Genomic DNA, 26336 nt, shown 5'->3' with positions numbered 1-26336 from the left:
TTTGCCCGATGCCGGGAAATTTTCAGGAGAGAATGAAATGAAGAAGACCACGCTGCTGTTCGCTCTGGCCGGCACGTTCGCGCTCGCTGCATGCGGCGGTGCCGACGACGCCTCGATCGACGCAGAGGCCGACACTGTCGAAATGCCGGCGGATGCCGCGCTCGAAGGCGTGACTGACGCTCCGGCGGAAGACGCCGACGCCAATACCGACGAAACCGCCGTGAGCGAACAGACCGCAACCGAAGCCGCCGATGCCGCCGCCGATGTCGCCGCCGCTGCGGAAGCTGCCGCCGGGACCGCCGCCGACGCCACCGAATAAGACGCGCAGCGCCGCTTGCGCTGACGGACGAACGAGCGGACGGATTGCCAGGCGGCGATTCGTCCGCTTTTCCTTTTCGACACGGGCGTTATGGAGTGGGCGCACACTCCTGCCATAATGGGCAGGCGACAGTCGAACCGCACGCTTGGATGAGCAGGCCCAAACCGAGCCAACGCCACCACAGCTGGGCAACAGCGAGAGGATACCAGATCGATGCAGCAGACCGGCATGGACCCCGAAATCTTCGAACAGTTCATCGACCAGCTCGAACGCTATGTACGCGAGCGGCTGATCCCGGCGGAAAAGGAAGTAATCGCCAACGACCGCATCCCTGACGACATCGTCAAGGAGATGAAGGACATGGGGCTGTTCGGGCTGACGGTGCCGGAAGAATATGGCGGCGCCGGTCTCAACGTCACGCAATATGCGCGCACGGTGAAGTGCATGAGCTATGCCGCGCCGGCCTTCCGCTCGATCTTCTCGATCAATGTCGGCATGTTCAATTCGGCGATCAAGAACGGCGCGACCGAAGCGCAGAAGGCCGAATGGTGGCCGCGCATCGCCGCGGGCGAGATCGCCTGCTTCGGCCTGACCGAACCCGGCTCGGGATCGGACAGCGCCGCGATGCAGACCTTCGCCAAGCCCGATCCTTCGGGCAATGGCTGGATCCTCAACGGCACCAAGCGCTACATCACCAATGCGCCGCATGCGAATGTCGGGCTGATCATGGCGCGCACCGAAAAGGAAAACCTGCCCAAGAACGCGCATGTCAGCGCTTTCCTGGTCCCGATGGATGCCCCCGGCGTAACCGTGGGCAGCGCCGATCACAAGATGGGCCAGTCGGGCAGCCACATCGCCGACATTATCCTGGAAGACGTCCATGTCCCGGGCGAAGCGCTGCTGGGCGGCGAGACCGGCAAGGGTTTCATCTTTGCGATGAAGAGCCTCGACAATGGTCGCATCTCGGTTGGCGCCGCCTCGACCGGCTATGCCCGCCGCGCGCTCGACAGCGCTATCCGCTATGCCAATGAGCGCAAGGCGTTTGGCGAACCCATCGCCAATTTCCAGCTGATCCAGCAGATGCTGGCAGAAAGCGAGACCGAGATCTACGCTGCCGAATGCATGATGGCCGATGTGACCGCGCGCGCCGATGCGGGCGAGAACATCCTGCGCAAGGCCGCCGCCTTCAAGGTGTTCGCTTCGGAAATGTGCGGCCGCGTGGTCGACCGCGTGGTTCAGATCTATGGCGGCGCGGGCTACCTCGCCGAATATGACGCCGAGCGCTTCTTCCGCGATGCGCGCATCTACCGCATCTACGAAGGCACCACTCAGATCCTGCAGCTGCAAATCGCCAAGCACATGCTGCGCGAGTGGGCTGCTGAGCACGGCTGAGGGACCGCAAATGTACCAGCTGCTTTCGGGACTATCGATCATCGAGGTGTCGAGCTTCGTCGCCTCGCCCACCGCCGGGCTCTATTGCGCGCAGATGGGCGCGGAAGTGATCCGCGTCGATCACAAGGCGGGCGGGCTCGACTACAACCGCTACATGCTGACCAGCGAAGGCCGCTCTCTCAGCTGGGAAAACCTCAACCGCGCGAAAAAGTCGGTCGCGCTCGACCTGCAATCGGGCGAAGGGCGCGAACTGCTGGTCGAACTCGCTGCGAAAACCGGCCAGTGCATCACCAATCTGCCTAAGAAGAGCTTCATGAGCCATGCCGCGCTCGCGGCGCGCCGGCAGGACATGGTCAGCGTGCGGATCATGGGCTGGCACGACGGGCGGCAAGCGATGGATTTCACCGTAAACGCCGCCAGCGGATACCCGCTGATGTGCGGCCCGGAAGAGTGGGACCCGGCCACGGCCCCGCCGGTCAACCAGGTGCTGCCCGCATGGGATTTCATCACCGGCGCCTATTCGGCTTTCGCGCTGCTGGCCGCGCTGCGCCATCGCGACGCAAGCGGCGAAGGTAGCGAAGTGCGCGTGCCGCTGGGCGATGTCGCGATCGGGACCATGGCCAATTCGGGCTCGCTCGCCGAAATGCTCTATCGGGGTTCGGACCGCCCGCGGCTGGGCAATGCGATCTGGGGCGCCTTCGGGCGCGACTTCAGGAGCCGCGACGGCCAGCGCTTCATGGTCGCCGCGCTCACGCCCAAGCAGTGGAGCGGGCTGGTCGCCGCCTTCGATGTCGCTGACGAGATCGCCGAACTCGAAGCCGAGTTAGGGGTCCGCTTCGCCGATGGCGACACGCCCCGCTTCGTTCACCGCAAGCGGCTGTTCGACCTGTTCCAGGCCGCTTCCGAACGGCACGATTATGCCGACCTGGCTGCGCGGCTGGCCGGGCAAGGCTGTACTTTCGAGCGCTATCGCACCATGCACGAAGCCGCGAACGATCCGGTGCTGGTGGCGGACAACCCGCTGTTCGGCCCTTCGCCCGCCAACCCCTCAGGCTTCGGCTATCCGGCAACGCGCAGCTTTGCGCACATGCCCGAAAAGCAGGTCGGCGACCCCAGACCCGCCCCCTATCTGGGGCAGCACAGCGAAGAAGTCCTGGCCGAGAGGCTGGGGCTGTCATCAGGTGAGATCGGCCGGCTGATCGATGCCGGCACCGTGGCATTGTCGGACAGGAACTGAAACCGTTCGGGCTGAGCTTGTCGAAGCCCGGCGTTTTCTTCCAGCCCGACTGCAAGAATGAAGGACCGCCCTTCGACAAGCTCAGGGCGAACGGAGTTGAGAAAAATGACCAGACGCGCCGCCATCGTATCGCCGCTCCGCACCCCGGTCGGCAGGTTCCAGGGCTCGCTTGCCCCGCTTAACGCCGGGCAATTGGGCGCCGTGATCCTCAAGGCGCTGGTAGAGCGCAGCGGGATCGACCCTGCGCGGGTCGACGATGTCGTGTTCAGCCAGGGCTATGGCAGTGGCGAAGCACCCGCGATCGGCCACTGGAGCTGGCTCGCCGCGGGCCTGCCGCTCGAAGTGCCCGGCTTCCAGCTCGACCGGCGCTGCGGCTCGGGCGTGCAGGCGGTGGCGACCGCCGCGATGATGGTCGAAACCGGCATGGCCGATGTGGTGGTCGCGGGCGGCTGCGAAAGCATGTCGAATGTCGAACACTACACCACTGACCTGCGGGGCGGGGTTCGCATGGGCGACATGGTTCTGCACGACCGCCTGACGCGCGGGCGGCTGATGAGCCAGCCGATCGAGCGTTTCGGCGTGATCACCGGCATGATTGAGACTGCCGAAAACCTCGCCAAGGATTACGGCATCAGCCGCGAAGCCGCCGACGCCTATGCCGTACGCAGCCACCGCAATGCAGCGGCGGCATGGCAGGAGGGCAAATTCGCCGAACAGCTCGTTCCGGTCGAGATCCCGCAGCGTAAGGGAGACCCGGTGGTGTTCGACCATGACGAGGGCTACCGCGCAGACGCGAGCATGGAATCGCTCGGCAGCCTGCGCGCGATCGACCTCAAGCGCGATCCCGAAGCCATAGTGACCGCGGGCAACGCCAGCCAGCAGAACGACGCGGCGGCGGCCTGCCTGGTCGTGGCCGAAGACAAGCTCGACGAGCTCGGGCTCGAACCCATGCTGTGGTTCCACGGCTGGGCACCGGCAGGCTGCGACCCGAGCCGCATGGGCATCGGCCCGGTTCCGGCGGTCGAGCGGCTGTTCTCGCGAACCGGCATGGGTTGGGACGATATCGGCCTGGTCGAACTCAACGAAGCTTTCGCCCCGCAGGTGCTGGCGGTGCTCAAAGGCTGGGGCTGGTCGGAAGGCGACAGCCGCATGGACATGCTCAACGTAAACGGCTCGGGCATTTCGCTCGGCCACCCGATCGGCGCGACCGGCGGGCGCATCCTTGCCGACATGGCGCATGAAATGCACCGGCGCGGGGTGCGCTATGGCCTCGAGACCATGTGCATCGGCGGCGGACAGGGCATCGCTGCGATCTTCGAGCGCGCGGCGTAACGATGGGCGAGTGGGACGCCTGGCTGGGGCGCGAGCTTGTCCAGTCCGACACGCTCGACCCCGCACTGGCGCGGCGCTGGTGCGCGACATTCGACCTGGCAACCCCGGCCGACGGCATCATGCCGCAGGGCATCCATCTGTGCCTGTGCACGCCCGAAGCGCCGCAAGCTGCGCTCGGCGAAGACGGGCACCCCGCCCGCGACAACAGCCCGGCGAGCTTTTTCCCGCCGATCCCGCTGCCGCGCCGCATGTGGGCGGCAAGCGACATCGCTTTCGTCGCGCCCATCCGGGTCGGCGCCGCGATAGAGCGCACCAGCCGGATCGCGTCGATTGCCGAGAAGGATGGTTCGACCGGCAAGCTCGGCTTCGTCGAGGTCGAGCATGTCACCAGCGCCGACGGCGCAGTTGCGATCCGCGAGAAGCAGACTCTGGTCTATCGCGACGCCATGCCCGCCGACGCCCCGCTCAGCCCGCCTCCGGCGGGTGAGGGGCAGTTCGACCCTTCGGGCTGGGATGCACATCGCATGATCACGCCCGATCCGCGGCTGCTGTTCCGCTATTCGGCGCTGACCTTCAACACGCACCGCATTCATTACGATTTGCCCTATGCGCGCGACGTGGAGCGCTATCGCGGGCTGGTGGTCCATGGCCCGCTGATGGCGAGCCTGCTGCTGCAGATGGCAGCGCGCGAGCTGGGTGAGCACGCGATCGGGACCTTCGCTTTCCGCGCGGTGCGCCCGGCGATCGTCGACGAGCCGCTGCACCTCGCGATGCGCAAGACCGACGAAGGCTACGAGTTCGGGACCTTCGCAACTGACGGTCGCCAGTGTGTAAGAGCGAGTGCTACCGGCTAATTCGCGTCCGGCACAGGATAGTCCGCGATTGGTTTGAGCACGCCATAGGCCTCTTTCAGCGGCTCGTGCCCCAGTGCGGGAAAATCGAGCGGCGCGGGTGCGATATGCGTATCGGGCAGCCGGTCGAGCAAGTCGCGGATCAGGGTCAGCCGCCCAAGCTTCTGGTCGTTGAAATCGACCAGCGTCCACGGCGCCCATTCGGTATGCGTCGCGGCAAGCATCGCTTCGCGCGCATCGGTATAGGCCTGGTATTTCTCGCGCGCGGCAAGATCGATTGGCGAAAGCTTCCAGCGCTTGAGCGGATCGTCAAGCCGTTCTCTCAGCCGCGCTTCCTGCTCCGCCTGGTCGGTCGCGAGCCAGTATTTGAACAGCAGGATGCCGTCATCGACCAGCTGCCGTTCGAATTTCGGCGCATGCTCGAGAAAACCCGCAACCTGCGCCTCCGAGGCAAAGCCCATCACCCGTTCGACGCCAGCGCGATTGTACCAGCTGCGGTCGAACAGCACGATTTCGCCCGCGCTGGGCAAATGCGGGACATAGCGCTGGAAATACCATTGGCTCGCTTCCACTTCGGTCGGCTTGGACAGCGCGACGATCCGGCACTGGCGCGGATTGAGCGGCTCGCTCACCGCGCGGATCGCCCCGCCCTTGCCCGCGGTGTCGCGCCCTTCGAACAGCACCACGATCCGCGCGCCGGTGGCCTTGGCCCAGCGCGCCATGGCGACCAGCTCTTCCTCGAGCGGTTCGATCAGGTCTTCATACTGCTGGCGCTTGATCGTCTCCACCGACACCCCCAATCCCGAACCTATCGGGCGTTTGCACATCGCACCCCGCCATGATATAGTTGCAATTGTAACTATGGCTACGATCGCAGAACCCAAGCAGGACTTTTCGATCCTGCCCGAATTGCCGGCGGATGTCTTTACTGCGCCGCTCAAAAAGCCGGCGCATGTCGGGGCTGACTGGCTTGAGCCCGCGCAGACCGACTACACTTCGGAAGACCACCGCGTGTGGGACGATCTGTTCGCACGCCAGATGCAGGTCCTGCCCGGCCGCGCCGCCACCGCATTCATGGAAGGTCTGGAAAAGCTCGACCTCGGGCGCGGCGGAGTGCCCGAATTCGGCAAGCTGAGCGAGGAACTGGGCGCGCTGACCGGCTGGAGCGTGGTGCCCGTGCCGATGCTGATCCCCGATCACGTGTTCTTCTGGCACTTGGCCAATCGCCGTTTCCCCGCGGGCAATTTCATCCGCACGCGCGAGACTTTCGACTACATCCAGGAGCCTGACGTCTTCCACGACGTGTTCGGCCATGTGCCGATGCTGACCGATCCGGTCTTCGCAGACTATATGCAGGAATATGGCCGTGCCGGGTGGAAGGCGATGCGCTACAACCACTTGAAGGCGCTTGGCGCGCTCTACTGGTACACGGTCGAATTCGGGCTGATCGAGGAAGCGCCGGACGATATCCGTGCCTATGGCGCGGGCATATTGTCGGGCCCGACCGAAGCGGTGTTCTCGGTCGAGGCGGAAAGCCCCAACCGCATCATGCTCAATGTCGACCGGGTGATGCGCACCGATTACGTGATCAGCGATTTGCAGCCGACCTATTTCGTGATCGAGAGCTTCGAAGACCTCTACCGCCAGACGGTAGAGCGCGATTTCGACCGCCTCTATCGCTCGCTGCCGCCGGCCTTCACCTATGCCAATGCGGCAGTGATCGACGTCGACAATGTGATCCATCGCGGCACGCAGGAATACCTGCTGCGCGGCGGGCGCGGCAGCGGCGCAAAACCGGTCTGATTGGCGGGAAGGAAAGCCCGGCTCAGGCCGAGCGGCGCTTTTCGATCATCTTATAGGCAGCCGGCACCAGCACGCCGCCGAATATCCCTGCGGCGAGCGCGAGCCAGCTGAGCCCGCCCAGCATCACGCCCTTGTTGGCGAGCAATCCGGCCACAAGCGCCCCGGCGACGCCCAGCAAAAGGTCACGCCGGATGCCCGGCACGTCTTCCACACGCGTGACGATCGCGGCCAGCCAGCCGATCAACGCTCCAATCAGGACAAGACAGATAACCGACATAAGGCCCCAGTCTCTCGTACGGACCCAATGCCCGCGTTTGCTTGGAAAAACAGGCAGCGAGCCGATTGGTTCCTGCCTGCCCCCATTCATCGCATCGCCAGCCATGCCAGCGCCGCGCCGCCCAGCAGGATGCGATACCATGCAAAGGGCGCAAAGCCATAGCGGCTGACATAGGCGACGAAGGCGCGGATCACCACCAGCGCGACGATGAATGCCGACACGAATCCGATCGCGATATGGTCCCAGCCGATCAGCCCGCCGCCCGAAAGCAGCTTGTCCGGCTCGGCCAGGATCTTCACTGTCGCCGCGCCGAGCATGGTCGGCACCGCAAGGAAGAAGCTGAATTCGGCGGCAGTCTTGCGGCCCACGCCCATCGCCAGCGCGCCCAGGATGGTCGCGCCCGAACGGCTGGTGCCGGGAATCATGGCGAGGCATTGCATGAAGCCGATGCCGATCGCCTTGCTCAGCGGAACTGCAGCGACCCCGCTATCCTCGCCCGGGCGGACGGTCTTTTCCAGCCCCAGCATCGCGATCCCGCCGATCACCAGCGCCCAGGCCACCACCGTGGGGCTTTCGAGCATCATGTCGATCGTGTCCTTCACCGCCAGCCCGATGATCGCGGCGGGCATGAAGGCAACCAGGATGTTGCGCACGAAGCGGACCGAGGTCGGCTCCCACTTCAGCAAGCCCATCCCCATCGTCCAGAAGGTGCGGAAATAGCTGACCACCACCGCCATGATCGCGCCAAGCTGGATCACGATGTTGAACTGCGCCCATTGCGCGGCGTCATAACCGAACAGTTCGGTGGCGAGGATCAAGTGCCCGGTCGAAGAGACCGGCAGGAATTCGGTCAGCCCTTCGAGGATGCCGAGGATGATCGCTGTGAGAGTGATGCTCATGAGTTTCGCGTCATGGCGCAGCGCGCCGCGAAGTCAAACCCAATACGCTAACGGTACATGCAAAAAGGGCCCCGGCAATATGCCGAGGCCCTGTTTCGCCAGCCGGAAGGGCCGCTTACCAGATCCGCACGCGAGCTTCGGGCGGCAGGTATAGCGCGTCGCCTTCGGTCACGTTGAACGCCTTGTACCAGGCGTCGTGGTTGCGGACCGGGCCGTTAACGCGGAATTCGGGCAGCGAGTGCGGGCCAAGGCCCAGCCGCCGCCGGTTGTCTTCCTCGCGGCCCATCGCGCGCCACACCTGCGCCCAGGCAAGGAAGAAGCGCTGGTCGCCGGTCAGCCCGTCGATCACCGGAGCCTCCTGTCCGTTCAGCGACATGCGATAGGCGCGGTAGGCCATCGACAGGCCGCCGACGTCGCCGATGTTCTCGCCCAGCGTCAGGCGCCCGTTCGAGCAGGTCTTGCCTTCGTCATAGGGGCAGAACGCGCTGTATTGCGCAGCCAGCGCATCGCCCTTGGCGTCGAACGCCGCGCGGTCCTGCTCTTCCCACCAGTTGCGCAGCGTGCCGGTGCCGTCATATTTCGAGCCCTGGTCGTCGAAGCCGTGGCCGATTTCGTGGCCGATCACGCCGCCGATGGCGCCGTAATTGATCGCCGGATCGTTGCTGATCGAGAAGAACGGGCGCTGCAAGATCGCGGCGGGGAACACGATCTCGTTATAGTTGGGCGAATAATAGGCGTTGACCGTCTGCGGCAGCATGAACCAGTCGCTTTTGTCGACCGGCTGGCCGAGCTTCGCGAGATTGTCGGCGCGATCCCACGCCCGTGCCGCCATGCGGTTGGCGAGCGGATCATTCGACATTGCGAGCCCTTCATAGGTCTCGAAGCCGTCGGGATAGCCGATCTTGGTGTTGAACGCCTCGAGCTTGCCCAGCGCAGCCTGCTTGGTCGCGTCGGTCATCCAGTTGTTCTGCGCGATCCCTTCGGCCATCGCGAGCCGGAGGTTGCCGACCAGTTCCTGCATCGCGGCCTTGCTTTCGGCGGGGAAATAGCGCGCGGCATATTCCTTGCCGAGCAATTCGCCGAGCTGGCCTTCGACCACATCGACCGCACGCTTCCAGCGCGGTTCCTGCTCCTGCCGCCCGCTCAGCACCTTGCCGAAGAAGTTGAAATTGGCTTCGTCAAGTTCGCTCGAAAGCACCGCCGCGTTCGATGACAGGAAGCTCTTGGCCATATAGGCCTTGATCGTGGCGAGGTCGGTGCGGGCAAGCAGCTTCATCATGCCCGGCAGGCCTTCGCCGATCCCTTCACGGATTTCCGCGCTCAGCTTCAGTTCGGCGGCTTCTTCCTCGCTCGGCGCGATCTGCGCGGCGAGATAGAATTCCTGCCCGCCCAGCCCCGATGCGTCGAGCAGCGTCTGGATCGGGAAATCGCCGGCCATCGCAGCGAGTTCCTCGGGCGTCAGGCGGTTGTAGGTGAGGTCGCGATTGCGGCGCGCCACGCGCGACCATTCGATCTTCGCCACTTCGGTTTCGAAGGCATAGACGGTTTCGGCCGCCGCGACCGGATCGGCATAGCCCGCATGGCCGAGCAGCACGGCAAGGTAGTCCTTGTATGCCTTGCGGATCGCCAGGTTCTGATCACTGTCGACCAAATAATAGTCGCGCGTGGGCAGGCCCATGCCGTCGAAGCCAAGCGAAACGGCGTGCGTGTCGGGTGCCTTCGAATCGACCGTAACGCCTGCACCCACCATGCTGGCAAAGGCCGGGTCGGCGAACATCACTGCCAGTTCCTCAAGCGAGGAAGCGCCCTGGATCTTCGCGAGATAGTGCTGCGCCGGAGCGAGGCCCGAAGCGTCGATCGCTTCGACGTTGAGGAAGGCGTTAAAGGCATCGACGATGCGCTGCCCGTCCGAGCCCGCTTCATGCGTGCCGGCAAGCAATTCGTCGATCACCTTCTTGACGTTGACGCGCGCGTCCTCGCCCAGCGCGTCGAAGGCGCCATAGCGCGACTTGTCGGCCGGAATTTCGTTTTCGGCGACCCACTTGCCGTTGACGAAGGCAAAGAAGTCATCGCCCGGCTTGACCGAAGGATCGATCGTCGCAGGGTCGAAGCCCCAAGTGCCATAGGTCATCACCGGCGCGGCGGGCGCGGTTTCGGTAGCGGCACCGGAATTGTCATCGGCAAAGGCAGGAGTGGCGAGGGCCAGCGCCATCGCGCTGGCGCTTGCTGCAAGCAAGGTCTTGATCATGTGAATGCGTCCCCAAGAAATCCGTAAAACTCGGCGCCCCGGCACCGATTCCCGCACAACGCCTTAGCGCGCGGAAATTTCCCGCGTTGCCATTGGTCGGGCAAATTTGCAGTTGGTCGATTATTCGCCGGTGGAACGGTGCCTATGCGGCTTCGCTGGCGGCAAATTGCAGTCGCGCAAGCCGCGCATAGAGCCCGCCCGCAGCAGTCAGCACTTCGTGCGTGCCCTGCTCTACGATCCTTCCGTCATCGAGCACCACGATCCGGTCCGCCGCACGTACGGTCGCCAGCCGGTGCGCGATCACCAGCGTGGTGCGGTCGCGCATCAGCTCGTCGAGCGCCTGCTGCACCAATTGCTCGCTTTCGGCATCGAGTGCACTGGTCGCTTCGTCGAGCAGCAGGATCGGCGCATCGCGCAGCAGGGCGCGGGCGATCGCGATGCGTTGCTGCTGGCCGCCCGAAAGGCGCGTACCGCTTTCGCCGAGATAGGTGTCGAGCCCTTGAGGAAGGTCGCGCAGGAAGCTTTCGGCATTGGCCGCGCGCGCCGCTTCCCAGATGTCCTCGTCGCTCGCATCCCATTTGCCATAGCGGAGGTTGTCGCGCGCATTGGCGCTGAACAGCACGCCGTCCTGCGGCACTAAGGCCATCCGCGCGCGGATATCGGCGGGATCGGCCTTGGTCAGCGGCACCCCGTCGAGCCGGATCGTGCCCGCCTGCGGATCGTAGAAGCGCTCGGCCAGCTGGAAGATGGTCGATTTGCCCGCACCCGAAGGCCCGACGATGGCGACCGTTTCGCCCGGCTCGACCTCGAGCGTGAAGTCCCTCAGCGCGGCGGCTTCGGGCCGCGTGGGATAGCGGAAGGTGACATTGCGGAACGACAGGCTGCCGCGCGGCGGCTCGGGCAGTTTCTCGGGCCGCGCGGGCGGAGCGATCGTGGGCCGCGAATTGAGCAACTCGCTGAGCCGGCTTGCCGCACCGGCACCGCGCAGCAAGTCGCCATAGACTTCGGTCAGCGCGCCGAAAGATCCCGCCACGAGCCCGCCCGTGATCACGAAAGCCGCGATCGTGCCGCCCGAAATCGCGCCTTCGGAGACTGCAAGCGCGCCGCGCCACATCACCATGGTGATCCCGCCGAAGATCAGCAGGATCACGATCGAAGTCATCACCGCACGCAGCAGGATGCGCTGGCGTGCGGTGGCGAAAGTACGCTCCACCGCATCGCCGAACCGCTGCCCTTCGCGGTTTTCCTGGCCGAAAGCCTGCACCACTTTCATCGCGGAGAGCACTTCGGTGACCATCGCGCCGACATCGGCGACGCGGTCCTGGCTCGAGCGCGAGACCGAACGGATGCGGCGGCCGAAGAACACGATCGGCGCGATGACCAGCGGGATGCCCACCAGCAGGCCGATCGTCAGCGTGGGCGCGAGATAGAGCAGCAGCATGGTGCCGCCGATCGCTGTCAGCGTATTGCGCAGCGCGATCGAGACCGTGGTGCCCACCACCTGTTCGATCACCGCAGTGTCGCTGGTCATCCGGCTCGAGATCTCTTTCGGGCTGTTTTCCTCATAGAAGCCCGGCGCCAGCCGCAGCAGGTTCTGCTGCACCCTTGTGCGGATATCGGCGACCACGCGCTCGCCGATCCAGCTGACGAAATAGAAGCGCAGTGCCGTGCCGATGCCCAGCACCAGCACGATCATCAGCAAATACTGGAAGGCATGGCCGATTTCCTGCGGGCCGGCGGTACCGCCAAAGGCCTCGTCGATGATCACCTTGAAGCGCCACGGGATCGCCAGCGTCGCCCCGGCGGTGATCAGCAATGCGACCAGCGCAAGCCCGATCTGCGCGGGATATTGCGCCGCAGCGGTGAATACCATCTTGAGCGGGCCGAGCGTGCGCGCCTTGGGCGGTTCGCCCGCGCCATTCCCCTCGCCGCTGAATGCGTCATTCGGGCGGGTTTCCGCCTGTTCCGTATCGTCCTGCCCGTCCATTGCGCGTGACAGGTAGACATCCTGCATCCAAATTTCACGTGCAAAATCCGCACCGGGCCGCGCAATCGCGGCGAACCGAAAAATTGTGCATTGCACAATCGCCGGGATGGGTCCAAGAAGTGCGGCCCAAGCGCCCGCCAAGAGGCGTAGCAGGACAGACGAACAGGGGAACGCCTTGCTTTACCACGCATACGAGTTGCAGAAATCCTGGCTCAACAGCGCCAGCGCCGTTGCGTCGATCAGCGCCGAGATGCTGGCCAGCCCGGCCAATCCGCTGTCATATTTCGGCCTTGGCCCGATGGCCGCATCGGCACTCGATGTGTTCGCGCACGCAACCGCGGCCTATGGCAAGCCGGCTTTCGGCATCCAGCATATCGACCTCGACGGCGTACGCCATCCGGTCGAAGAAGCGACAGTCGTCAACCGCCCGTTCGGCGACCTCAAGCGATTCCGCCACACTGGCCTGCCCGAAACTTCGCCGCGCCTGCTGATCGTGGCGCCGATGAGCGGGCACTATGCCACCCTGCTGCGCGGAACGGTCGAGCGCATGCTGCAAAGCTGCATCGTGTACATCACCGATTGGGCCGATGCGAAGCTGGTGCCATTGCATGAAGGCACGTTCGACCTCGATGATTACATCGACTACCTCATCGCATTTCTCGAACAGATCCGTGTCGAAGGCCAGGGCGAACGGCCCCATATGATGGCGGTGTGCCAGCCGTCGGTCCCGGCCTTTGCGACCACGGCGCTGATGAACCTGCACAAGGATCCGGCAACCCCCAAGACGCTGACCATGATGGGCGGGCCGATCGATACGCGCTGTTCGCCGACTTCTGTGAACAATATGGCGATGGAACGCCCGATCGAATGGTTCCGCCACTCGGTCATCGCTGACGTGCCGATGAATTATCGGGGCGCGGGGCGCAAAGTCTATCCGGGCTTCATGCAATTGGCGAGCTTCATGAGCATGAACCTCGGCAACCACATGATGAGCCATTACGAGATGTTCAAGCACCTCACCGTGGGTGACGAGGACAGCGCGAAGGCGACCAAGGATTTCTATGACGAATATCGCGCGGTGTGCGACATGACCGCCGAATTCTACCTCCAGACGGTGGAAGAAGTGTTCCAGAAGCACTCGATCCCCAATGGCGAGTTCCGCCACAAGGGCGAGATCGTCGACCTGACGAAGATCACCGACACCGCGCTGCTCGCGATCGAGGGCGAGCGCGACGACATTTCGGGGCTGGGCCAGACCAAGGCCGCGCTAGACCTCGCCACCGGCCTGCCGGGCAAGAAGAAGCGCTATTACATGGCCGAAGGCGCCGGGCACTACGGCATTTTCAACGGCAGCAAATGGCGCCAGACGATCGCCCCGGTGGTAGAGGAATTTATCGAAACGCAAAGCTAATGGCTAAGTCAGATCAAGAGTTTTTGAATATTGCATTACTTGATGCGAGCAGCAAGATCTCTGAGAGATGTAGCAATCTCGGCTCGCTCATTGTGAAAGTTAGCAAGCGGGGGCCGCCCAATCAACCGATCAACAAAATTCGTGAACTGATCCGATTCTTGCAACTCCCAACGATGTATCAAGAATTCGAGATTCTCCCACATTTTGATATCGGAACGCAATTCTCTATTATCTTCAATGTAGGGCAGAAATTTCAGGTAAGTCCTGCGCATTCGACCATCTTCAACACGACGAACTAGCTTTTCATCAACATCCCCGCAGACAATTGCTGCTGATATGAATTCATAATGATTGAGGATGAAGTCAAGATTATCACATTCTGCTTCGTCTTCCCGACAATCTAAACGCGGCATTCGGCCATCAGAGATCAATTTTGCAGCCTTCGACACTGCCTCGTCAAAGCGTTCTGAAGGGTTGAGTTTCTCAAGAACTTGGTAAGTGTGCTGCTTTCGCATGAGCCTGCGATTAAATGTGCCAGTGATAAATAAGCTGGTGACTGCGATGACCGCAGAAATCAGGATTGCGACCCCCTGATCCAAGTTGCTTCTCCACTTGGCGCTTGAATCAGAAGCCCCTGAAAACAGGGGCTTCTGATTCAAATTTTGGACTTTACAGATCTCATTGAAGTTTGCCTCCAAATAGCAAATTAAGGCGGCGTACCCTACAAAGCAAGCATATTCGTAACTGGTTAAGGAACCTGAAAAACCCCAAGATCCTTATCGGCCATGTCGCCTTCTTCGAGCTGCACGCCGAAGCTGTTCAGCAGCATCGAGACCTGAGTGTACTGCCCGACTGTGAAGACGAGGTCCATCCGGCCCCGGTCGCCCAGTTCGCCCAGCGCGGCCCAAGTCTCGTCCGATACGTGATGGTTCGACACCAGCTCGTCGCTGGCGCGCAGCATGGCAGCCTCTAGCAGCGTCCACCCCGGCGCATCCGGCCCCTGCTTGATCCGCTCGATCTCATCCGCGGTAAGGCCGCAATCCTTGCCGATGCGCGTGTGCTGCGCGAATTCATAGCCCGAACGGCAGTTCCACCCGGTGCGCAGGATCACCAGCTCGCGCTCGCGCGGGCCAAGGCTGTTGCGGCGCGACAGGATGTAATTGCCCCAGGCGAGGAACCCCTGAAGCGCCCTGGGCGCATGGGCAAGCGTGCGGAAGATGTTGAGCACCCTGCCGCCCCCGACCTTGTTGTCGGGGTTGGCGAAGGGCGCCAGCACGGCCGCCTGCTCCTCGTCGAGCCGGTCCATGTCGACCGGCTTGATGCGAGGGGCAGAAAGCCTCACGTCAGAATACCTCGAACAGTCCGGCCGCGCCCTGGCCGCCGCCGATGCACATGGTCACGACGGCATATTTCACGCCGCGGCGCTTGCCTTCGATCAGCGCGTGGCCCGCGCAACGTGCGCCGGTCATGCCGAAGGGGTGGCCGATCGAGATCGAGCCGCCGTTGACGTTGAGCAGCTCGTCAGGGATGCCGAGCTTGTCGCGGCAATAGAGCACCTGCACCGCGAATGCTTCGTTCAGCTCCCACAGGCCGATGTCGTCCATCTTGAGGTTGAAGCGTTCGAGCAGCTTGGGGATCGCGAAGACCGGGCCGATGCCCATTTCATCGGGCTCGGTGCCGGCCACGGCCATGCCGACATAGCGACCGAGCGGCTGCAGCCCGCGCTTTTCGGCCACCTTGGCTTCCATCACCACGCAGGAGGACGAACCGTCGCTCAACTGGCTGGCATTGCCCGCGGTGATCGTGTGGCCTTCGCCCATCACCGGCTTGAGGCTGGCGAGACCTTCGAGCGTGGTGTCGGGGCGGTTGCAATCGTCGCGATCTGCAGTGACTTCCTTGAACGAGACTTCCTTGGTCTCCTTGTCGACGATTGCCATGGTAGCGGTGCAGGCGACGATCTCGTCATCGAACTTGCCCGCTGCCTGCGCCGCGGCGGTGCGCTGCTGCGACTGGAGCGAATATTCGTCCTGGTATTCGCGGCTGATGTTGTAGCGTTTGGCGACCACTTCGGCGGTGCCGATCATCGGCATGTAGATGTGCGGATGCATTTCGAGCAGCTCGCGGTCGGGCTCGACGAACATCTTGCCGCTGCCGACCACCTTCGAAATACTTTCGAGGCCGCCCGCAACGCAGATGTCCATATTGTCGATGACGACCTGCTTCGCCGCAGTGGCGATGCTCATCAGGCCCGACGAGCATTGGCGGTCGATGGTCATGCCGGGGACCGACACCGGCAGGCCGGCACGCAGCGCGGCGAGGCGGGCGACGTTGCCGCCGGTCGAGCCTTGCTGCGCGGCGCAGCCCATCACGACATCGTCAACCTCTGCGCCTTCGAGGCCCGCGCGCTCGACCGCGGCCTTGATCGACCATGCGCCTAGCGTGGCGCCGGTGGTGTTGTTGAATGCGCCGCGCGCCGCCTTGGTCAGCGGGGTACGGGCGGTGGAGACGATGACTGCGTCACGCATGGGTAATTCCTTGGATTGCTAAGAATGTCCGATCCTCACCGGGGAGGAGGGGGAAATCAGACGAAGAACTGCATGATCCATTCGGTGATCAGGGCGGGCTTGTCCTCACCTTCGATCTCGATCGTGATCTCGTGCGTTTGCTGCCACTGGCCGGGTCGCTTCTCGACCAGTTCGAGCAGCTTCCAGTGGCCGCGGATGCGCTTGCCGCTGCGGACGGGCGAGATGAAGCGCGTCTTGTTGCCGCCGTAGTTGACGCCCATCTTCACGCCTTCGACCTTGGGCAGGTTCGAATTGGCGGACAGGTAGGGGATCATCGAGAGCGTGAGGAAGCCGTGCGCGATGGTGCCGCCGAACGGCGTGAGCTTGGCCTTTTCCTCGTCGATATGGATGAACTGGTGGTCACCGGTCGCCTCGGCAAACATGTTGATGCGGTCCTGGCCCATCACCACCCATTCGCTGGTTCCGATGTGCTCTCCGGTCTTGGCTGCGATTTCTTGCGGGGTCATGCGCCTCTCCTCTTCGCTCTGGCGACTCTCGCCGTGTCGCCCGGCTTCATGGCGCATCGCGGCGCGTATGGCAACGAGGTTTCCGTAAACGTCAACCTGCCGCTACGGCATGGCGGAACAGCGCCGCCGACCGCGTTGGCTTGGCCCGCGCCCGGGAAGACGAATCGCGATCGAGCCCCGCGATCGCGCGTTATCGAGTGCTTTACCGCAAGTGCTTAGACTGCAGGCGAGGCGCGCCAGGCGCCGGTCGCACAGAAGGAATCGCATCGCCATGGCCCGAGCCGCTCGCGCCTGTCCCGCCAAGCGCTTGCCGTTGAGCAGCCACCCGGCATTCGTGCCGCTGGTGGCGACATGGCTGGCGGCGCTGCTGGGCGGCTGCGTGGCGGTGCTCCCTGCAGCGGATCTGGCCGCGCTGGCGGAGGGCGCCGACAAGCTGGTACTGGCAGGCGCCGCGGCGCTAATCGGTGGGGGGCTGGGCTGGATCGCCGCGCGACTGACAACAGCAATCCAGCAGGGGCTCGGGCGCCAACGCCCGGCACAGCCCGCAGCTTTCGTCACCCGGTTGCTGGAGGAAACAAGCAATGCCGAACTGGCGCAAGCTGCCCTCCAGCCAGCCGACGAAGGAGAAAGCGCCCCCGGTACGGGCTCGCGCCACGGCAAGGCAGTCCGCCTGCTCCGCACCAGCGCGCCGAGCGAGCTGGCGATGCCGCAACTGGTCGAGCGCTTCGCGGTCGCGCTCGAAGACCGCCGCACTGCAGAAGGCAAACAACCCGGCAAAGCCCTGTCGCCAGACATGGCTTTCGAGCTCCTAGCATTGCGCAATCACCTGCACCGCGCCGCATTGGCCCGGGGCTGATTCGAAGCTCGCACCGGCAAATCGCGCCGCCCCTCAATTGCGAGGGTGCACGAATAGCTATTCCTTACAGCGCTGAAACATTGCTTCGTTCTTCGCAGTTGCAAAAATCATTTCATGTCGCCATGTGGGATGTGAGCGATGGAAAAGCTGCGTAATGCGGCCTCCATAGTTGCGCTTAATTGCCGGTTGGCGTTCCAGGAACGGTCGCACCCGCCGGCATCTGACAGGATGGATTTTGTTAATGGGATACCCCGCGCCCCAGGGCTTGTATGATCCGCGCAATGAACATGACGCCTGCGGCGTCGGTTTCGTTGCGCATATCAAGGGCGAGCAATCGCACGCGATCATCACCCAGGCGCTCGAAATTCTCAAAAACATCGACCACCGCGGCGCTGTCGGCGCCGACCCGCTGCTGGGCGACGGCGCGGGCATCCTGCTGCAGATTCCCGACCCGCTGTTCCGCAAATGGGCGAAGGAGAATGGCAAGCAATTGCCCCCGCCGGGCGATTATGCGGTGGCGATGTGCTTCATGCCGCAGGACGAGGCCGCGCGCGCCTTCGTCACCGAGCAGTTCGAGAAGTTCACTGCCAAGGAAGGCCAGCGCCTGATCGGCTGGCGCGACGTGCCGCTCAATTTCGACGGGCTGGGCAAGGCCGTGGTGGATTCGATGCCGGTGATCCAGCAGGCGATCATCGAGCGCGGCGAGAATTGCGCCGACCAGGACGCGTTCGAGCGCAAGCTGATCGTGATCCGCAAGCAGGTGCAGAACCCGCTCCACAAGCTCGAACAGAAGCACGGCCTGCCGGGCCTGTCGGACCTCTACATCCCGAGCTTCTCGAGCCGCACCATCGTTTACAAGGGACTGCTGCTGGCGAACCAGGTCGGCAGTTTTTACGACGATCTGCGCGATCCCGATTGCGTGTCCGCGCTCGGCCTCGTGCACCAGCGTTTCAGCACCAACACCTTCCCCAGCTGGCGGCTGGCGCACCCCTATCGCTTCATGGCGCACAATGGCGAGATCAACACGGTGCGCGGCAACGTCAACTGGATGAACGCGCGCCGCCGCACGATGGAATCGCCGCTGCTGGGGGCCGACCTCGACAAGCTGTGGCCGATCGTGCCGCACGGCCAGTCGGACACCGCCTGCCTCGACAATGCGCTCGAACTGCTGCTGCTCGGCGGATACAGCCTCGCGCATGCGATGATGATGCTGATCCCCGAGGCCTGGGCCAAGAACGAGCTGATGGACCCGGCCCGGCGCGCTTTCTACGAATACCATGCCGCGCTGATGGAGCCGTGGGACGGCCCGGCCGCCGTGGCCTTTACCGACGGGCGCCAGATCGGCGCAACGCTCGACCGCAATGGCCTGCGCCCGGCGCGCTTCGTTGTCACCAAGGACGATATCGTCTGCCTCGCGTCGGAAAGCGGCGTGCTGCCCTTTGCCGAGGAAGATATCGTGCGCAAATGGCGGCTGCAGCCGGGCAAGATGCTGCTGATCGACTTCGCACAGGGCCGCATCATCGAGGATGAAGAGCTCAAGGCGGAGCTGACGGGCGCCCAGCCCTATGCCGATTGGCTCGACAAGGCGCAGTACACGCTGGCCGATATCGACCATATCGAGCCCGAACTTTCCGAAGTCGCTAGCCACGAAACCTCGCTGCTGCAGCGCCAGCAGGCCTTCGGCTATACGCAGGAAGACATCAGCCGCTTCCTCGAACCGATGATGGTCAGTGGCGACGATCCGGTCGGCTCGATGGGCACCGACACGCCGATCGCAGTGCTGTCGAACCGCTCGCGCCTGCTCTACGACTATTTCAAGCAGAACTTCGCGCAGGTTACCAACCCGCCGATCGACCCGATCCGCGAAGAGCTGGTGATGAGCTTGCTGTCGATGATCGGGCCGCGCCCGAACCTGCTGGGCATGGAAGCGGGCACGCACAAGCGGCTCGAAATCAGCCAGCCGATCCTGACCAATGACGATCTGGCCAGGATCCGCTCGGTCGAAGTCGCGCTCGACGGCGCTTTCCGCACCGAGACGATCGACATCACCTGGCGCGCGAGCAAGGGCGCCAAGGGCCTGAAGATGGCGCTCAAGGAAATGTGCTGGGCCGCGACCGAAGCGGTGCTGCAGGACAAGAACATCCTCGTCCTGTCGGACCGTGCGCAGGGCCCCGATCGCATTCCCATGCCTGCGCTGCTCGCCACTGCGGCGGTGCACCATCACCTCGTGCGGCAGGGCCTGCGCATGCAGACCGGGCTGGTCGTCGAAACCGGCGAAGCGCGCGAAGTGCACCATTATTGCGTGCTGGCGGGCTATGGCGCGGAAGCGATCAACCCCTATCTCGCGTTCGAGACGCTGGAAGACCTGCGCGCGCGCAAGCACCCCGAGCTGGCCCCCGCCGAAGTCCAGAAGAACTACATCAAGGCGGTCGGCAAGGGCATCCTCAAGGTCATGTCCAAGATGGGCATTTCGACCTACCAGTCCTATTGCGGAGCGCAGATCTTCGACGCGGTGGGCCTGTCGAGCGAGCTGATCGACCAGTATTTCACCGGCACCGCCACCACCATCGAAGGCGTCGGCCTGGCGGCTGTGGCCGAGGAAACCGTGCGCCGCCACGCGCAGGCCTATGGCGACAATCCGCTCTACAAGAGCATGCTCGATGCGGGCGGCATCTACCAATACCGGCTGCGCGGCGAAGACCATGCCTGGACTCCGCAGAACATCGCCCACCTCCAGCATGCGGTGCGTGGCAACAAGCCCAAGGATTATGAGGAGTTCGCCCGGTCGATCAACGAGCAGTCCGAACGGCTACTGACGATCCGCGGGCTGATGGAATTCAAGAAGGCCGACCAGCCGATCCCGCTGGACGAAGTCGAACCTGCCAGCGAAATCGTGAAGCGGTTCAGCACCGGGGCGATGAGCTTCGGCTCGATCAGCCACGAAGCGCATTCGACCCTGGCAATCGCGATGAACCGCATCGGCGGTCGCTCGAACACGGGCGAAGGCGGCGAGGAGCCTGAGCGTTTCAAGCCGATGCCGGGCGGAGATTCGATGCGCAGCCGTATCAAGCAGGTCGCCAGCGGCCGCTTCGGCGTGACCACCGAATATCTCGTCAATGCCGACGATATCCAGATCAAGATGGCGCAGGGCGCCAAGCCCGGCGAAGGCGGCCAGCTGCCCGGCCACAAGGTCGACAAAAGGATCGGCGCGGTGCGCCATTCGACCCCGGGCGTGGGCCTGATCTCGCCGCCGCCGCACCACGACATCTATTCGATCGAGGATCTGGCGCAGCTGATCCACGACCTCAAGAACGTGAACCCGGTGGCGCGCATCTCGGTCAAGCTCGTGTCCGAAGTGGGCGTGGGCACGGTTGCGGCGGGCGTATCCAAGGCGCGCGCGGACCATGTCACGATCTCGGGCTATGAAGGCGGCACCGGCGCTTCGCCGCTGACCAGCCTGACGCACGCGGGATCGCCGTGGGAGATCGGCCTTGCCGAAACCCAGCAGACGCTGCTGCTCAACGATTTGCGTTCGCGCATCGCAGTGCAGGTCGATGGCGGGCTGCGCACCGGGCGCGACGTTGCGATCGGCGCGCTGCTGGGTGCGGACGAATACGGCTTCGCAACTGCACCGCTGATCGCGGCGGGCTGCATCATGATGCGCAAGTGCCATTTGAACACCTGCCCGGTGGGCGTGGCGACGCAGGATCCGGTGCTGCGCAAGCGCTTCACCGGCCAGCCCGAGCATGTGATCAACTATTTCTTCTTCGTCGCCGAAGAGCTGCGCCACATCATGGCCGAGCTGGGCTTCCGCACGGTCGAGGAAATGGTCGGCCGGGTCGACAAGCTCGACATGCGCCGCGTGGAGCGCCATTGGAAGGCCGCGGGCGTCGACCTGTCGCGCCTGCTGGCGCGGGTCGACATTCCTGCAGGTGCCCCGCTGCACCACACGCAGGAGCAGGATCACGGGCTCGAAGCGGCGATGGACAATGAGCTGATCGCGCTGTGCAAGGATGCAATTGCATCGGCCAAGCCGGTCCAGCTCGATCACGCGATCCGCAACGTCAACCGCACCGTGGGCGCTATGCTTTCGGGCGAGATCGCCAAGGCGCATGGCCTCGAAGGCCTGCCGCCCGACACGATCCGCATCAATCTGACCGGCGTGGCCGGGCAGAGCTTCGGCGCATGGCTTGCGCATGGCGTCACGCTCGACCTGACCGGCGACGCCAATGACTATGTCGGCAAGGGACTTTCCGGCGGCCGCATCATCGTGCGCCAGCCCGCCGGCGTGGACCGCGACCCGGGCGAGAACATCATCGTCGGTAACACCGTGCTCTATGGCGCGATCGCAGGCGAAGCCTATCTCGGCGGCGTCGCGGGCGAACGCTTCGCGGTGCGCAATTCTGGCGCGATCGCTGTGGTCGAAGGCGCGGGCGACCATGCCTGCGAATATATGACCGGTGGCGTGGTGGTGGTGCTGGGCCAGACCGGGCGCAACTTCGCCGCGGGGATGAGCGGCGGCATCGCCTATGTCTATGACCCGGAAGGTAAGTTCGAACAGCTGGTCAACCCGGCGCAGGTCGACCTGGTGCCGATGACCGGTGCGCGCGACGAGGAGGACGGTGCGGGACGGCCCGCGCAGCGCCCACGCTCGGTGCATGATTTCGGCATGGGCGACATGCTGCGGCACGATGCCGAGCGGCTCAGGATCCTGCTCGAACGGCACAAGCTGCACACCGGCAGTGCCAAGGCTGCGGCGCTGCTCGACAATTGGGACGCCGAAGTCACGCGCTTCGTCAAGGTGATGCCGCGCGACTACAAGCGCGCGCTTGAACAGCTCGAAGCCGAGCGTGAACAAGCCGCTTCGGTCGCGGCGGAATAAGGGTCAGGGACGCAGATAATGGGCAAGGAAACCGGCTTCCTCGAACTCGACCGCAGGGATCGCGACTATCTCGATCCCAAGGAGCGGGTGCACAATTACCGCGAATTCGTCGTCCAGCCCGACGATGCGACGCTGCAGGCGCAGGCGAGCCGCTGCATGAATTGCGGCATACCCTATTGTCACAACGGCTGCCCGGTGAACAACATCATCCCGGACTGGAACCACCTCGTCTATGAAGGCGACTGGAAAAGCGCGCTCGACGTGCTCCATTCGACCAACAATTTCCCCGAGTTCACCGGCCGCATCTGCCCCGCCCCGTGCGAGGCGAGCTGTACGCTCAACATCGTCGACCAGCCGGTCACAATCAAATCGATCGAATGCGCGATCGTCGACCGCGGCTGGAAGGAAGGCTGGATCGCTCCGCAAGTGCCCGCCCGCAAGACCGGCAAGACGGTTGCCGTGGTCGGCTCCGGCCCGGCCGGGCTCGCATGCGCGCAGCAGCTTGCGCGGGCAGGCCACACCGTCACCGTGTTCGAGAAGAACGACCGGATCGGCGGGCTGCTGCGCTATGGCATCCCCGACTTCAAGATGGAGAAGCACCTCATCAACCGCCGCGCGGTGCAGATGGAGGCCGAAGGGGTCGAGTTCAAAACCAGCAAGGAAGTGGGCGTCGACATCTCGTTCAAGACCCTGGCCGAGAATTTCGACGCGGTGGTGCTGGCGGGCGGTGCGGAAGACCCGCGCCAGCTGGCGATCCCCGGCGCCGAAATGCCCGGCGTGCGGCTGGCGATGGAATTCCTCACGCAGCAGAACAAGCGCAATGCGGGCGACGACGAAGTGCGCGCCGCACCGCGCGGCTCGCTGCTCGCCACCGGCAAGCGCGTGGTCGTGATCGGCGGCGGCGACACCGGCTCGGACTGTGTCGGCACTTCCAACCGGCAAGGCGCGATCAGCGTGGTCCAGCTCGAAATCATGCCCAAGCCGCCCGAACACGAAGACAAGGCGCTGACCTGGCCCGACTGGCCGCTCAAGCTGCGTACTTCGTCGAGCCACCAGGAAGGCGTCGAGCGCGACTGGGCGGTGCTGGCCAAGCGCGTGCTGGGCGATGGCGAGAAAGTGACCGGGCTCGAATGCGTGCGGGTCGAATGGAAAGGCGGCCAGATGCAGGAAATCGTCGGCAGCGATTTCACGATCGAAGCCGATCTGATCCTGCTGGCAATGGGCTTCGTCGGCCCCAAGAAGACCGGGCTGCTCGATCAGGCGGGGGTCGAACTCGACCCGCGCGGGAATGTTGCGGCCGATACGGTGAGCTATGCCAGCAGCGTCGACAACGTCTATGCCTGCGGCGACATGCGGCGCGGGCAATCGCTGGTCGTATGGGCGATCCGCGAAGGGCGGCAATGCGCGCGCGCGGTCGACGAAGCGCTGATGGGCGTGACCGAGCTGCCGCGCTGACGCAAATTTGGCACAGCCCGGACGTCGCGCAAGTTTGTCGTATCCATACAATCCAGCGGATTCCCGCTGCATCAATCTGGCGCGGCATTGAACGGCCATGTGGCGTGTTGGCGATATTCAATATTCGTTGGCATTGACGGTAAAGACCTGATAAGAAATGCAAAGTCTTGGGCTTGCCGGGAAGCATGCTCGCAGGACAGGGGAGAAGGATGAGGGTCGCGAAACCTGCGCCAAATGGGCGCAAGGGCCTGCGCAAGGCCTGGGCGACGGGCACAACTTTGCTTGTTCTGCCACTCGCAACACCTGCTCTGGCAGGCTCTGGCGAAACCGAACCCGCGGACGGTTCAGCAACTTCGATCGCCATCACCGCTGCTCCGGTTGCCGCCACAACGATGCCCGCTAGCGGTGCTGGGGCCCTCAACAGCGCATTGTTGGCGCCCGCGGCATCGGTGCTGCCGGAGGCCTCACCGACCGAACGGGTAAAGGCGCGGGTCGCCGCTTCGCAATTCGTCGACATGCCGGTCGCGGGCGATGCGGCCGACACGCTGCGATACAGCGGGCGGGTCGATGGTTATTTCGACATCAAGGGCAGCGCATTCGGCATCGACGAAAGCGTGACGCTGACATTCCGGCCCGAATTCACCTGGGGCAAGGATTCAAACGGCACGATCGGGCTGATCCCCAACAATTCCGCGCTGTTTCGCGGCGAGGGTGCAGACAATTTCGACCTGTCGGTGAGCGTCACCAAGCGCTGGAATTCGGGCGCGCGACTGACCGTAGGCAAGGTCAATGTGCTCGACCTGGGCGCCAAGCTGCCCGTGGTGGGAAGCGACGGGCATTACGGTTTCCAGAACCTCAGCATGGCATTGCCGCCGTCGGCGATCATCCCCAACACGATCACCGGCGCGTTGCTGGAAGTGCCGACCGAAAAAGTGCTCTACCGGCTGTGGGTCTACGATCCGGATTCGCAATATGGGCGCACCGGTTTCGAAACCGCGTTCAAGAGCGGGGTCGGCTTCCTCGGTTCGGTCACCTTCCCGGTCAAGCTGGGCGGCAAGCCCGGCTACTATGCGCTCAAGCTCTCGGGTTCGACGCGCGACGACATCAATGCGGATTCGCTGCCAGCAGTGCTGGTCCCCGCGCCCGGATCGCGCTTTGGCAATTCGCGAGGTGAATTCGCCGCCGTGCTGGCGGGCTACCAATATCTTGCAGTCTATCCCGAAGCACCGGGCAAGGGCTGGGGCATCTTCGGCCAGGTCTATGTCTCGAATGGCGACCCGACCTTCCTCGATCGCAGCGCCATGCTGGGCGTTTCGGGCAATCCGCGCTTCCGCCCGCAGGATCGCTTCGGCGCGGCCTGGTTCCGCTATTCGCTCACCGACAGGCTGGTGAACGTGCTCGCTCCGCGCGTCGCGCTGCAGGATGAGGAAGGGGTGGAGTTGTTCTACACGCTCGGCCTGTCGAAGCAGCTTCAGCTCACCGCCGATGTGCAAGTGATCGACAGCGCAGTGACCCGGCGCGACACCGGGGTGATCGCGGGGATGCGGTTGACCGCGAGCTTCTAGTTCAGCCCTGCCCGCGCCCGCGTTCCTGCACCGCGGCGCGGCGCGCTTCGACTTCCTCGGGCGTGACTTCGGAATTGGCGGCGGAGGAAATCCGCGCTTCGAGCGCCATGCCTTCGCCGAAGCTCACCGCATAACCCTCGTCGATCAGCCGCTTGTATTGCGCCAGGAATCCGGGATCGATGCTGGCCATGTCGGCGGCGAGCTTGCGCGCGAAAGGCAGCAATTCCTCCGGCGCGACGACATGGTTGACCAGGCCCCATGCCTTGGCCGTGTGGGCGTCGAGGAAATTGCCGGTGAAGGACAGTTCCTTCGCGCGCGAAATCCCGATCATGCGGCTGAGCTTCTGCGACAGGCCCCAGCCGGGCACGATGCCGACGCGCGCATGGGTGTCGGCGAAGCGCGCATTGGTGCTCGCGACCAGCACGTCGCACGCGATCGCGACTTCGAAGCCGCCGGTGATCGCCACGCCGTTGATCGCGCCGATCACGGGCTTGCGGCATTGCTCGATCGCCTTGACCGGGTTCTCGTCCGCGCCGCGCGCATTGGCGGCGCCGAGCGCGCCTTGCTGGCTGCCGAGTTCCTTGAGATCGAGCCCGGCAGTGAAGGCGCGCTCGCCTGCGCCGGTGAGGATGGCGACGCGCACGCTTTCGTCTTGGTCGACCTGCCGCATCACTTGCGCCAGCCGCGCACGTAGCGCTTTCGACAGCGCATTCATCGCTTGCGGGCGATTGAGCGTGACCAGCGCCACGCCGTTCGAAACTTCCAGCAGGACCGTTTCTTCGCTCATCTTC

General features: G+C 64.0%; 21 protein-coding genes. 11 read left to right on the top strand and 10 right to left on the bottom strand.

Annotated features, from left to right (window positions below; all coding sequences use genetic code 11):
- The first annotated feature begins 37 nt into the window (after positions 1-37).
- From ACUJ47_RS10765 to ACUJ47_RS10745, 5 genes are all read left to right on the top strand, one after another.
- Positions 38-319: a hypothetical protein gene (locus tag ACUJ47_RS10765; protein ID WP_445538394.1), complete on the top strand. Its 282-nt coding sequence runs from the start codon at positions 38-40 to the stop codon at positions 317-319.
- A 213-nt stretch (positions 320-532) separates the two neighbouring features.
- On the top strand, positions 533-1711 hold the full coding sequence (locus ACUJ47_RS10760) for an acyl-CoA dehydrogenase family protein (RefSeq protein ID WP_354143645.1): 1179 nt from the start codon (positions 533-535) through the stop codon (positions 1709-1711).
- Between the two features lie 10 nt (positions 1712-1721).
- Positions 1722-2948 carry a CoA transferase gene (locus ACUJ47_RS10755; RefSeq protein ID WP_445538393.1) on the top strand — a complete coding sequence of 409 codons (1227 nt, stop codon included), beginning with the start codon at positions 1722-1724 and terminating at the stop codon, positions 2946-2948.
- 105 nt (positions 2949-3053) lie between these two features.
- Positions 3054-4280 carry an acetyl-CoA C-acetyltransferase gene (locus tag ACUJ47_RS10750; RefSeq protein ID WP_445538392.1) on the top strand — a complete coding sequence of 409 codons (1227 nt, stop codon included), beginning with the start codon at positions 3054-3056 and terminating at the stop codon, positions 4278-4280.
- Between the two features lie 2 nt (positions 4281-4282).
- On the top strand, positions 4283-5134 hold the full coding sequence (locus ACUJ47_RS10745; RefSeq protein WP_445538391.1) for an FAS1-like dehydratase domain-containing protein: 852 nt from the start codon (positions 4283-4285) through the stop codon (positions 5132-5134).
- On the opposite strand, the gene ppk2 is transcribed toward ACUJ47_RS10745, so the two are convergent.
- The gene (gene ppk2, locus ACUJ47_RS10740; RefSeq protein WP_445538390.1) at positions 5131-5958 is read right to left on the bottom strand and encodes a polyphosphate kinase 2; all 828 of its coding nucleotides are present in this window, start codon (positions 5956-5958) and stop codon (positions 5131-5133) included. The genes ACUJ47_RS10745 and ppk2 overlap by 4 nt on opposite strands.
- Positions 5959-5992: 34 nt before the next feature.
- Here ppk2 and phhA point away from each other — a divergent pair, with 34 nt between their 5' ends.
- On the top strand, positions 5993-6934 hold the full coding sequence (gene phhA, locus ACUJ47_RS10735) for a phenylalanine 4-monooxygenase (protein ID WP_445538389.1): 942 nt from the start codon (positions 5993-5995) through the stop codon (positions 6932-6934).
- A gap of 22 nt (positions 6935-6956) precedes the next feature.
- Here phhA and ACUJ47_RS10730 read toward each other — a convergent pair whose 3' ends face one another.
- The 4 genes from ACUJ47_RS10730 to ACUJ47_RS10715 form a co-directional block, all read right to left on the bottom strand.
- Entirely contained in the window at positions 6957-7211 is a 255-nt protein-coding gene (locus tag ACUJ47_RS10730; protein WP_445538388.1) for a GlsB/YeaQ/YmgE family stress response membrane protein, read from the bottom strand.
- Between the two features lie 86 nt (positions 7212-7297).
- Positions 7298-8110: an undecaprenyl-diphosphate phosphatase gene (locus ACUJ47_RS10725; protein ID WP_445538387.1), complete on the bottom strand. Its 813-nt coding sequence runs from the start codon at positions 8108-8110 to the stop codon at positions 7298-7300.
- A 115-nt stretch (positions 8111-8225) separates the two neighbouring features.
- Complete coding sequence (locus tag ACUJ47_RS10720; RefSeq protein ID WP_445538386.1) at positions 8226-10358, bottom strand: M13 family metallopeptidase; 2133 nt, start codon at positions 10356-10358, stop codon at positions 8226-8228.
- Between the two features lie 142 nt (positions 10359-10500).
- A complete protein-coding gene (locus ACUJ47_RS10715) occupies positions 10501-12372 on the bottom strand; it encodes an ABC transporter transmembrane domain-containing protein (protein ID WP_445538385.1) in 1872 nt (623 codons plus the stop codon).
- A 148-nt stretch (positions 12373-12520) separates the two neighbouring features.
- On the opposite strand from ACUJ47_RS10715, the gene ACUJ47_RS10710 reads away from it, so the two are divergent.
- Positions 12521-13756 (top strand): polyhydroxyalkanoate depolymerase, encoded by a 1236-nt coding sequence (locus ACUJ47_RS10710; RefSeq protein WP_445538384.1) that lies wholly within the window; start codon positions 12521-12523, stop codon positions 13754-13756.
- 35 nt (positions 13757-13791) lie between these two features.
- On the opposite strand, the gene ACUJ47_RS10705 is transcribed toward ACUJ47_RS10710, so the two are convergent.
- The 4 genes from ACUJ47_RS10705 to ACUJ47_RS10690 form a co-directional block, all read right to left on the bottom strand.
- On the bottom strand, positions 13792-14355 hold the full coding sequence (locus tag ACUJ47_RS10705; protein WP_445538383.1) for a DUF4760 domain-containing protein: 564 nt from the start codon (positions 14353-14355) through the stop codon (positions 13792-13794).
- A 149-nt stretch (positions 14356-14504) separates the two neighbouring features.
- The gene (locus tag ACUJ47_RS10700) at positions 14505-15098 is read right to left on the bottom strand and encodes a carboxymuconolactone decarboxylase family protein (RefSeq protein ID WP_445538382.1); all 594 of its coding nucleotides are present in this window, start codon (positions 15096-15098) and stop codon (positions 14505-14507) included.
- A 1-nt stretch (position 15099) separates the two neighbouring features.
- Positions 15100-16281: an acetyl-CoA C-acyltransferase gene (locus tag ACUJ47_RS10695; RefSeq protein ID WP_445538381.1), complete on the bottom strand. Its 1182-nt coding sequence runs from the start codon at positions 16279-16281 to the stop codon at positions 15100-15102.
- Between the two features lie 56 nt (positions 16282-16337).
- Positions 16338-16787, bottom strand: a complete 450-nt coding sequence (locus tag ACUJ47_RS10690) for a MaoC family dehydratase (RefSeq protein ID WP_445538380.1) — start codon at positions 16785-16787, stop codon at positions 16338-16340.
- Between the two features lie 271 nt (positions 16788-17058).
- Between ACUJ47_RS10690 and ACUJ47_RS10685 the strand changes: the two genes are divergently transcribed.
- From ACUJ47_RS10685 to ACUJ47_RS10670, 4 genes are all read left to right on the top strand, one after another.
- Positions 17059-17643, top strand: coding sequence for a hypothetical protein (locus ACUJ47_RS10685; RefSeq protein WP_445538379.1), 585 nt, complete (start codon positions 17059-17061; stop codon positions 17641-17643).
- Positions 17644-17884: 241 nt separating this feature from the next.
- Positions 17885-22525: a glutamate synthase large subunit gene (gene gltB / locus ACUJ47_RS10680; RefSeq protein WP_445538378.1), complete on the top strand. Its 4641-nt coding sequence runs from the start codon at positions 17885-17887 to the stop codon at positions 22523-22525.
- A gap of 18 nt (positions 22526-22543) precedes the next feature.
- Positions 22544-23980, top strand: a complete 1437-nt coding sequence (locus ACUJ47_RS10675; protein ID WP_445538377.1) for a glutamate synthase subunit beta — start codon at positions 22544-22546, stop codon at positions 23978-23980.
- Positions 23981-24189: 209 nt separating this feature from the next.
- Complete coding sequence (locus ACUJ47_RS10670; protein WP_445538376.1) at positions 24190-25545, top strand: carbohydrate porin; 1356 nt, start codon at positions 24190-24192, stop codon at positions 25543-25545.
- A 1-nt stretch (position 25546) separates the two neighbouring features.
- Here ACUJ47_RS10670 and ACUJ47_RS10665 read toward each other — a convergent pair whose 3' ends face one another.
- Positions 25547-26332, bottom strand: coding sequence for an enoyl-CoA hydratase (locus tag ACUJ47_RS10665; protein WP_445538375.1), 786 nt, complete (start codon positions 26330-26332; stop codon positions 25547-25549).
- Positions 26333-26336: the final 4 nt, after the last annotated feature.

This window comes from Altererythrobacter sp. Z27, assembly GCF_052683155.1.
Note: the sequence above shows the minus strand (reverse complement) of the source record. Positions and strands in the feature narration are given on the sequence as shown.

Bases quoted from the DNA above. Each gene is read 5' to 3' on its own strand.
- ACUJ47_RS10765 (WP_445538394.1), top strand. From the start codon at position 38: ATGAAGAAGACCACGCTGCTGTTCGCTCTGGCCGGCACGTTCGCGCTC.
- ACUJ47_RS10760 (WP_354143645.1), top strand. From the start codon at position 533: ATGCAGCAGACCGGCATGGACCCCGAAATCTTCGAACAGTTCATCGAC.
- ACUJ47_RS10755 (WP_445538393.1), top strand. From the start codon at position 1,722: ATGTACCAGCTGCTTTCGGGACTATCGATCATCGAGGTGTCGAGCTTC.
- ACUJ47_RS10750 (WP_445538392.1), top strand. From the start codon at position 3,054: ATGACCAGACGCGCCGCCATCGTATCGCCGCTCCGCACCCCGGTCGGC.
- ACUJ47_RS10745 (WP_445538391.1), top strand. From the start codon at position 4,283: ATGGGCGAGTGGGACGCCTGGCTGGGGCGCGAGCTTGTCCAGTCCGAC.
- ppk2 (WP_445538390.1), bottom strand. From the start codon at position 5,958: ATGTGCAAACGCCCGATAGGTTCGGGATTGGGGGTGTCGGTGGAGACG.
- phhA (WP_445538389.1), top strand. From the start codon at position 5,993: ATGGCTACGATCGCAGAACCCAAGCAGGACTTTTCGATCCTGCCCGAA.
- ACUJ47_RS10730 (WP_445538388.1), bottom strand. From the start codon at position 7,211: ATGTCGGTTATCTGTCTTGTCCTGATTGGAGCGTTGATCGGCTGGCTG.
- ACUJ47_RS10725 (WP_445538387.1), bottom strand. From the start codon at position 8,110: ATGAGCATCACTCTCACAGCGATCATCCTCGGCATCCTCGAAGGGCTG.
- ACUJ47_RS10720 (WP_445538386.1), bottom strand. From the start codon at position 10,358: ATGATCAAGACCTTGCTTGCAGCAAGCGCCAGCGCGATGGCGCTGGCC.
- ACUJ47_RS10715 (WP_445538385.1), bottom strand. From the start codon at position 12,372: ATGCAGGATGTCTACCTGTCACGCGCAATGGACGGGCAGGACGATACG.
- ACUJ47_RS10695 (WP_445538381.1), bottom strand. From the start codon at position 16,281: ATGCGTGACGCAGTCATCGTCTCCACCGCCCGTACCCCGCTGACCAAG.
- ACUJ47_RS10690 (WP_445538380.1), bottom strand. From the start codon at position 16,787: ATGACCCCGCAAGAAATCGCAGCCAAGACCGGAGAGCACATCGGAACC.
- ACUJ47_RS10685 (WP_445538379.1), top strand. From the start codon at position 17,059: ATGGCCCGAGCCGCTCGCGCCTGTCCCGCCAAGCGCTTGCCGTTGAGC.
- gltB (WP_445538378.1), top strand. From the start codon at position 17,885: ATGGGATACCCCGCGCCCCAGGGCTTGTATGATCCGCGCAATGAACAT.
- ACUJ47_RS10675 (WP_445538377.1), top strand. From the start codon at position 22,544: ATGGGCAAGGAAACCGGCTTCCTCGAACTCGACCGCAGGGATCGCGAC.
- ACUJ47_RS10670 (WP_445538376.1), top strand. From the start codon at position 24,190: ATGAGGGTCGCGAAACCTGCGCCAAATGGGCGCAAGGGCCTGCGCAAG.
- ACUJ47_RS10665 (WP_445538375.1), bottom strand. From the start codon at position 26,332: ATGAGCGAAGAAACGGTCCTGCTGGAAGTTTCGAACGGCGTGGCGCTG.